This is a genomic window from Amnibacterium sp. (assembly GCF_025463795.1).
GTDB lineage: Bacteria > Actinomycetota > Actinomycetes > Actinomycetales > Microbacteriaceae > Amnibacterium.
Genome location: NZ_JAODBE010000085.1, coordinates 1 through 7676 on the forward strand (window position 1 = coordinate 1; position 7676 = coordinate 7676).

The 7676-nt window shown below is 73.4% G+C and carries 8 protein-coding genes and 1 pseudogene; 7 read left to right on the plus strand and 2 right to left on the minus strand.

The window, feature by feature from the left end; all coding sequences use genetic code 11:
• The 7 genes from JWQ92_RS08180 to JWQ92_RS08210 all read left to right on the plus strand — a co-directional run.
• The coding region (locus JWQ92_RS08180; protein WP_297343977.1) for a Flp family type IVb pilin at window positions 1–160 on the plus strand (160 nt) is incomplete at its 5' end.
• 78 nt (window positions 161–238) lie between these two features.
• Window positions 239–1285 carry a Tad domain-containing protein gene (locus JWQ92_RS08185; protein ID WP_297343970.1) on the plus strand — a complete coding sequence of 349 codons (1047 nt, stop codon included), beginning with the start codon at window positions 239–241 and terminating at the stop codon, window positions 1283–1285.
• 8 nt (window positions 1286–1293) lie between these two features.
• Window positions 1294–2013, plus strand: a complete 720-nt coding sequence (gene cpaB / locus JWQ92_RS08190) for a Flp pilus assembly protein CpaB (protein WP_297343971.1) — start codon at window positions 1294–1296, stop codon at window positions 2011–2013.
• Window positions 2010–3197: an AAA family ATPase gene (locus JWQ92_RS08195; protein WP_297343972.1), complete on the plus strand. Its 1188-nt coding sequence runs from the start codon at window positions 2010–2012 to the stop codon at window positions 3195–3197. The genes cpaB and JWQ92_RS08195 overlap by 4 nt, the downstream gene beginning before the upstream one ends.
• The gene (locus JWQ92_RS08200) at window positions 3194–4600 is read left to right on the plus strand and encodes a CpaF family protein (protein WP_297343973.1); all 1407 of its coding nucleotides are present in this window, start codon (window positions 3194–3196) and stop codon (window positions 4598–4600) included. The genes JWQ92_RS08195 and JWQ92_RS08200 overlap by 4 nt, the downstream gene beginning before the upstream one ends.
• Window positions 4600–5529 (plus strand): type II secretion system F family protein, encoded by a 930-nt coding sequence (locus JWQ92_RS08205; protein ID WP_297343974.1) that lies wholly within the window; start codon window positions 4600–4602, stop codon window positions 5527–5529. Before JWQ92_RS08200 ends, JWQ92_RS08205 begins: the two co-directional genes overlap by 1 nt.
• 11 nt (window positions 5530–5540) lie before the next feature.
• Window positions 5541–6416 carry a type II secretion system F family protein gene (locus tag JWQ92_RS08210; protein ID WP_297343975.1) on the plus strand — a complete coding sequence of 292 codons (876 nt, stop codon included), beginning with the start codon at window positions 5541–5543 and terminating at the stop codon, window positions 6414–6416.
• Window positions 6417–6784: 368 nt separating this feature from the next.
• Here JWQ92_RS08210 and JWQ92_RS08215 read toward each other — a convergent pair.
• Both JWQ92_RS08215 and JWQ92_RS08220 read right to left on the minus strand, forming a co-directional pair.
• Window positions 6785–6949 (minus strand): annotated as a pseudogene (locus JWQ92_RS08215) (carbon storage regulator); the annotation flags it as partial.
• 45 nt (window positions 6950–6994) lie between these two features.
• On the minus strand, window positions 6995–7676 hold a 682-nt coding region (locus tag JWQ92_RS08220), incomplete at its 5' end, for a hypothetical protein (RefSeq protein WP_297343976.1).

The following is a 7676-nucleotide window of genomic DNA, read 5'->3' on the forward strand; positions in this document are numbered from 1 at the left end:
CTACGACCGCGTCACCAGCGAGGACGACGGCGCCACCGCCGTCGAGTACGGCCTGCTCGTCGGCCTCATCGCCGTCGCCATCGTCGCCACGCTGCTCCTGCTCGGCCCGAAGCTGGCCGGCCTGTTCCAGACCGTCACGGACTCGATCCCCGCAGCCTGACCCGCACGGCGCGGACGCGCCGCGCACCACAGCATGCGCGGCCGTCCGCGCCGTTCCCGTCTCGAGGAGAGGAGCATCATGAGGAAGCACACCGGTCGCAGCGCCTTCGGGCCCGCGCTCACGCTGCCGCATGCCTTCCTCCTGCGCCTCGGGATCGGCGGTCGTGGCGTCCGGGGGACCCCGACCGAGCGCGACGGCGGCGCCGTCGCCGTGATCGTCGCCGTCGCCATGGTCGCCCTCATGGGCGCCGCGGCGCTCGCCGTCGACGTGGGGGCGCTGCTCTCCGAGCGCGCTCAGCTGCAGAACGGGGCGGATGCCGCGTCGATCGCCATCGCGCAGGCCTGCGCCGCGAACTCGGCCGGCACCACCTGCACGGCGCCGACGGCGACCGCCCAGAGCCTCGCGAACGGCAACACGCTCGCCGGGTCTGCGGACGTCCGCTCCGTGAGCGTCTCCGGGGGCACCGCCACCGTGACGCTCGGCAAGACGGTGCCGACGAGCTTCGCCGCCGCCCTCGGCATCATGAGCAAGGACGTCAGCGCCTCGGCCACCGCGTCATGGGGCACGCCGAGGTCCGGTCCCGCCGCGGTGCCGCTCACGTTCGCCACGTGCGTGTTCCAGTCCGTCCCGCTCGGCACGGCGATGGATCTCTACGAGCACCAGATCGGCGACTCCAGCCAGTCCTGCACGGATGCCCACAACGGCTCCAACCTGCCCGGCGGCTTCGGCTGGCTCAACGACCCGACCGGCACCTGCAACCTCGCGAGCGTCGTGAGCGGCCAGTCCTTCACCGCGGGCAGCCGCACCGGCAACAGCATCTCGGGCGCCTGCCAGGCGCTGTTCACGGCGTACCTGGGCAAGACGGTCCTGCTGCCGGTCTTCGACAGCGTCGCCGGCCAGGGGACCAACGGCAGCTACCACATCAGCGGCTGGATCGGCTTCCAGCTGCTCGGCTGGCGCTACCCCGGCACGAGCGCCAACACGAGCGGCAGCGCGAGTCTCGCGATCTCTCCGCCGAACACCGGCGTCATCGGCAAGTTCCTCGGTTACACCACGCTCGACGACGCCTTCACCCTCGGCCCCGTCCAGCCCGGCTACGCGACCGTCGTCGCACTCACCCACTAGGACCCGACATGAAGACCCGACTGATCGCCGCGCTCACCGCGCTGGTGCTCGCCGTGCTCGGCGCCGTGCTCATCAACGGCTACGTGCAGGGCGCGGACGCCCGCGCCGTCGCCGGCCAGCGAACGCTGCCCGTGCTCGTCGTCGTGAAGCCCGTGGCCGCCGGCACCGCCGTCGACCACCTCGGCGACAGCGTGACGACGAGGCCGATCCCGGCGACCGCCGTCGCCAGCGGCGCGCTCACCAGCCTCACCGGGCTGAAGGGCACCGTCGCCGCCGTCGACCTCGTGCCCGGCGAGCAGCTGCTGAAGAGCCGCTTCGTGGCCCCGTCCTCGGTGCAGAAGACCGGCACGGTCGCCGTGCCCAAGGGCATGCAGGAGGTCACCGTGCAGCTGAGCCCCGACCGCGTCGTCGGGGGGAAGATCGAACCCGGCGAGAACGTCGCCATCTACTTCTCCTTCCCGAACCCGGCCGGCAACGACGGCACGACCAAGCTCGTCTTCCAGAAGGTGCTCGTCACCGACGTGCAGGGAGCGCCCGCGCAGGCCGACGGCAAGAGCGGGCAGGCCGCGCCGAGCGGCTCCGTGCTCATCACGCTCGCCCGTCCGGCGGCCGATGTGCAGCGGATCGTCTACGCCGCCCAGTACGGCACCATCTGGCTCTCGAGCGAGCCGGCCGACTCCGTCGCCGGCGCCCTGCCGACGGTCACCCGAGGGGACGTGCTCAAATGAGCCGCTTCGTGCTCGTCACCGCCGACACCGACTTCGAGCTTCGGGTCACCCGAGCGGTGACCGGTGGCCTCACCGGCCGGCTGCGCGTCGTGCGCACCGCCGTGCTGCCGGACAGCCCCGCCGCCCTGCTCGTACCCGGCCCCGAGCCGACCGAGCTCGTGCTGCTCGGTCCGGGCGCGTCCTCCGAGGACGCGCTGCGCCTCGCGGCCGCCTTCGACGTGCAGCACCCGGCGATCGCCGTCGTGGTCGTCGGCGTCGCGGACCCGGAGCTCGCCCTCGCGGCGATGCGCGCCGGGGTACGCGACATCCTCGACCCGGCCGCGGATCCCGAGTCCATCCGCGTGCTGCTCGAGCGTGCGCTCGCGGCGGCGGCCGGCCGCCGGCGCGACCCGTCGGCCGTCGCACCCGTCGAGGAGGGCCGCATCATCGTGGTCGCCTCGCCGAAGGGCGGTGTCGGCAAGACCACCCTGGCGGCGAACATCGCCGTCGCCCTCGGCCGCATCGCGCCGATGTCGACGGTGCTCGTCGACCTCGACGCGCAGTTCGGCGACGTCGCGAGCGCGCTCCGGCTCGAGCCGGAGCACTCGCTCGCGGACGCGGTCGGCGGTGCGGCGGGCCTCGACTCGATGGTGCTGAAGACCTTCCTCTCCGTGCACCACTCCTCCATCTACGCCCTGTGCGCCCCCGCCGACCCGGCGGAGGCGGACCGGATCTCCGGTGAGGACGTCGGCCACGTGCTGGAGCAGCTCGCCCGTGAGTTCCGCTACGTCGTCGTCGACACCGCGCCCGGCCTCGGCGAGCACGCCCTCGCCGCCCTGGAGCGCGCCACGGAGACGGTGCTGATCTGCACGATGGACGTCCCCAGCGTGCGCGGCCTCCGCGAGGAGATCGAGGTGATCGACCGCCTCGGGCTCGGCTCCGGCCGCCGGAGCGTGGCCGTCAACCTCGCCGACCGCGGCACCGGCCTCTCCATCCGCGACATCGAGGCGACCATCCGGACGCCCGTCGACGTCGTCATCCCCCGCTCCCGCGACGTGGCCTACTCGACGAACCGCGGCGTGCCGCTCCTGCAGGAGAAGAGCCGGGGCCGCGCCGCGAAGGCGCTCCGCTCGCTCGCGGGCCGGTTCGATCCGGCCGCCTCCGCGCCTGGCAAGGGCGCGCACAAGCGGGCGGTGGCGCCGTGAAGCTCTCCGAGCGCCTCGCCGGCCGCTCCACCGACGTCCTGCTCCCGGAGCCGGAGCCGGCGTCGGCATCGGTCGCGCCCGTCGTCAAGCCGGCGCCGGCGGCGAAGCCGGAGCCGGTGCTCGACGCCCTGCTGACCTTGAAGTCCCGCGTGGGCGAGACGCTCTTCGAGCGCCTCGGCAGCCGGATGAACGATCCGAACCTCACCGAGTCGGACCTGCTCACTTACGCCCGCGAGGTGCTGGCCGAGATCGTCGAGGCCGAGCGGGTGCCGCTCAGCAACGAGGAGCGTAGCCGGCTCGTCCGCGAGATCAGCGACGACGTGCTCGGCTACGGCCCGCTGCAGCCGCTGCTCGACGACCCGTCGATCAGCGAGGTGATGGTCAACGGACCCGACACGATCTTCGTCGAGCGTGCCGGCAAGCTCACGCTCACCGGATCCCGGTTCCGCTCCGAGGAGCAGCTGCGCCGGGTGATCGAGAAGATCGTGTCCCGGGTCGGCCGCCGCATCGACGAGTCCTCGCCGCTCGTCGACGCGCGTCTGGAGGACGGGTCCCGCGTCAACGCGGTGATCCCGCCGCTCGCGGTCTCCGGCTCCACGCTCACGATCCGCAAGTTCTCCGCGGACCCGCTGACCGCCGAGGACCTCGTGCGCTTCGGCTCGCTGTCCCCCGAGATGGCGCAGCTGCTCGAGGCCTGCGTCGCCGCGCACCTCAACATCCTCGTCTCGGGCGGTACCGGCACCGGCAAGACGACGCTGCTCAACGTGCTCTCGTCCTTCATCCCGGAGGGCGAGCGGATCATCACGATCGAGGACGCGGTCGAGCTGCAGCTGCAGCAGACCCACGTCGTGCGACTCGAGAGCCGACCCGCGAACATCGAGGGCCGCGGCGAGATCACCATCCGCGACCTCGTGAAGAACTCCCTCCGCATGCGGCCCGACCGGATCGTCGTCGGCGAGTGCCGCGGCGGCGAGGCGCTCGACATGCTGCAGGCGATGAACACCGGCCACGACGGCTCGCTGTCGACGATCCACGCGAACACGCCCCGAGACGCGGTCGCGCGGCTCGAGACCCTCGTGCTCATGGCCGGGATGGACCTGCCGCTGCGCGCCATCCGCGAGCAGGTCGCCTCGGCGGTCGACGTGATCGTGCAGCTCACGCGACTCCGTGACGGCACCCGCCGGGTCACGCACATCACGGAGGTGCAGGGCATGGAGGGCGAGATCGTCACCCTCCAGGACGCGTTCGTCTTCGACTACTCCGCAGGCGTCGACGCCGACGGCCGCTTCCTCGGCAAGCCCGTCTCGACGGGGGTGCGGCCCCGCTTCGTGGACCGGTTCAACGACCTCGGCATCACGGTGCCGCAGTCGGTGTTCGACACCGCTCCGCCCTGGACCCGCTGATGCTCGCGATCGCCGTCGTGCTGCTCGCCGCCGCCGCCTGCGCGGTGCTGTTCGGCGTGCTCGCGCCGCGCAGGCCCCGGCTGCCGAAGGACCGCCGCAGGCCGGGCGATCCCGCCGTCGCCGCGCCGTTCGCCCGCTCCGGTGGCGCGCTCGACGACGCGGTCGGCGACGTGCTCGGCCGTCACGGCTGGGACCAGCGGCTCGCCGCGGCGCTCGAGGCCGCGGGCATGCGGGTCCCGGCCGCCCGATACGTGCTGATCGTCGCCGGCGTCGCGCTCGGGATCGCTGCGGTGCTCGCCCTGCCGCTCGGTGTGATCGGCGTGCTGATCGGGGCAGTGGCCGTGCCGATCGGTGCGCGTGTGCAGCTCGGGCTGCGCGGCGGCCGTCGGCGGAAGGTGTTCGCGAACCAGCTCGACGACACCCTCGGCCTGCTCGCCGGCAGCATGCGCGCCGGGCACAGCCTGCTGCGCGCGGTCGACGCCGTCTCCCGTGAGGCGGAGTCGCCGACCGCGGAGGAGTTCGCCCGGATCGTCAACGAGACCCGGCTCGGCCGCGACCTCAACGACGCCCTCGACCAGGCGGCCACGCGGATGCGCAACGAGGACTTCGGCTGGGTCGCCCAGGCGATCGCCATCCACCGCGAGGTGGGCGGCGATCTCGCGGGCGTGCTCGACGAGGTCGGCCACACGATCCGGGAGCGGGGTCAGATCCGCCGCCAGGTCGCCGCGCTCGCCGCCGAGGGCAAGATGTCGGCCTACATCCTGCTGGCGCTGCCGTTCGTGGTGCTCGGCATCCTCTTCGTCACGAGCCGCGACTACGTCGCCCGCTTCGTCGAGTCGCCGCTCGGCTACGCCCTCATGGGCGCCGCCGTCGTGCTGATCACGATCGGCGCCGTCTGGCTCAAGAAGATCGTCAGCTTCAAGTTCTAGGAGACGCTCCCGTGCCCCTCGCCGTCCTGATCGCCGTCTGCGCGGTCGGCCTCGCCCTCCCGCTGCTCGCCTGGAGCGCGGTGCCGGGCGACGCATCCGGCCGTCGTGACGTGCGGAACAACCTGCTGCTCGGCCTCGACGAGGAGGCCGCGGCTGCGCGGATCGTGCGCGACCCCGGGTCCCTCGGGAGCCTGCTCGTGCTGCCCATGAACCGCGCGAAGCTCGACAAGCTGCTCGCCCTCGCCGGGCGCCCGGCGGGCTGGCCGCTCAGCCGGGTGCTGCTCGCGAAGCCGGCGCTCGCGATCGTCGCCGCGCTCTTCGGCCTGCTCGTGCTGTCCAGCACGAGCAACGGCTTCGTGCTCGTGCTCGTGCTGCTCGTCGTGCTGACCGCCTACTTCGTGCCCGACCTGCTGCTGTACAGCCGCGGCCTCGAGCGGCAGGCCGCGATCGCGCTCGAGCTGCCGGACACCCTCGACCAGATGCTCATCGCCGTCGAGGCCGGCCTCGGGTTCGAGTCGGCGATGGCCCGCGCCGGACGCAACGGCAAGGGGCCCCTCGCCCAGGAGCTCGTGCGGACCCTGCAGGACATGCGGGTCGGGATGTCGCGCCGTGACGCCTACAAGGCGCTCGCGGCGCGGACCGATGTGCCCGACCTGCGCGCGTTCGTGCGTGCGGTGGTGCAGGCCGACACCTACGGCATCTCGGTCAGCACCGTGCTGCGCACCCAGGCCAAGGAGATGCGGGTGAAGCGCCGGCAGCGCGCCGAGGAGAAGGCGATGCAGATCCCGGTGAAGGTGCTCTTCCCGCTGATGCTCTTCATCCTGCCGGTGCTGTTCATCGCGGTGCTCGGCCCGACCGTCATCGCGGTGGTGCAGAACTACCTCTGACCGGCCCCATCGGCGCCAGAACCCCATCGGCCGTTCTCAGGACATTCCGGCCGGCACGCCGTGTTCGGCGCCCGATCGTCCTGCACACGGGGGTCCGGTCCTGAACACGGCGGATCGCCGGCGGATCCGCCTCAGACGCGCGGGCGAGGACCGGGCTTCGGCACCGGCCGGGGTTCGGCGTGCGGCTGCGGCTCGGCCGGCTGCTCCGTCGCAGCGGCCTGCGGCGCGGGGGCCTGCGGCGCAGCGGCCTGCGGCTCGAAGGTCGGCGGTCGCCGGTCCTGCCCGCCGGCGGGCGAGGTGCTGCGACCGCGGGAGAGCAGCCCGACCAGCAGCTCGCCTGTGGCGGCGCTCGTGGCGGCGGCCTCGGTGTTCGCCTCGGTCACCGCCGTGACCACCTCCGCGCGCTGGATCGGCACCCCGCGCGGGGCGTCGAAGCCGATGCGCACGCCGTCGCCGCGGATGTCGATCAGTGTGACGACGATGTCGTCACCGATCAGGATGCGCTCGCCCTTCTTCCGCGTGAGTACGAGCACGGGGCCACTCTACGACCGAAGCCCCGTCCTGCCGGGGGCGCGCCGCTAACCCGCGAGGTCGGTCCAGGCCTCGGGCAGCCCGAGCTCGGGCATCGGATGCGGCGTACCGGCCGACCGGGCGCGCACGCTCGCGACCGCGTCGACCTGCAGCCTGCCCCGCAGCGCGCCCGTCCACTGCAGGGTGTGCTCCGGCCGACGGGTTGCGTCGACCACGAGCCAGGCCTGGTCGCTGTCGATCGAGAGCAGGCCGTCGAACCGCGGGTCGGCGAGGTCGCCGCTGCCGATGCCGTAGGCGACGATCACCGGCTGCTCGCTGCGGACCCCGTACGCCCGCGCCGCGAGCGCGCCGCGGCGATCGTCGACCCGGCGCCGGGTGTTGCCCTCGACGGAGCCGCCGTCGCAGACGTAGCCGCGCTGCATCCGGTCGCGGACGGAGTTCGCGACCCGCACGGCGTCGTCCCCGAGACCGACGAGCAGCAGCAGGTCGCCCGCCCTCGTGCGCTGCGGCGGCGGGGCGCCGGGAGCGGTCCGGCCCGTGCGGGACCGGGGGCGCGGCGTCGCCCAGACCAGCTGCTCGGCGACCGCGTCGGGGTCGGTCCGCCGCGGAGCGGCGACCCGGGACACGGTCACCACGTCGGGCTCGGCAGTCGCGGGACGGGGGGCGGCGATCGGCGTGCGCGGCACCACGACGGGCGCGGTGGCCCAGGCGGGCCGCCGGATGTCGGGC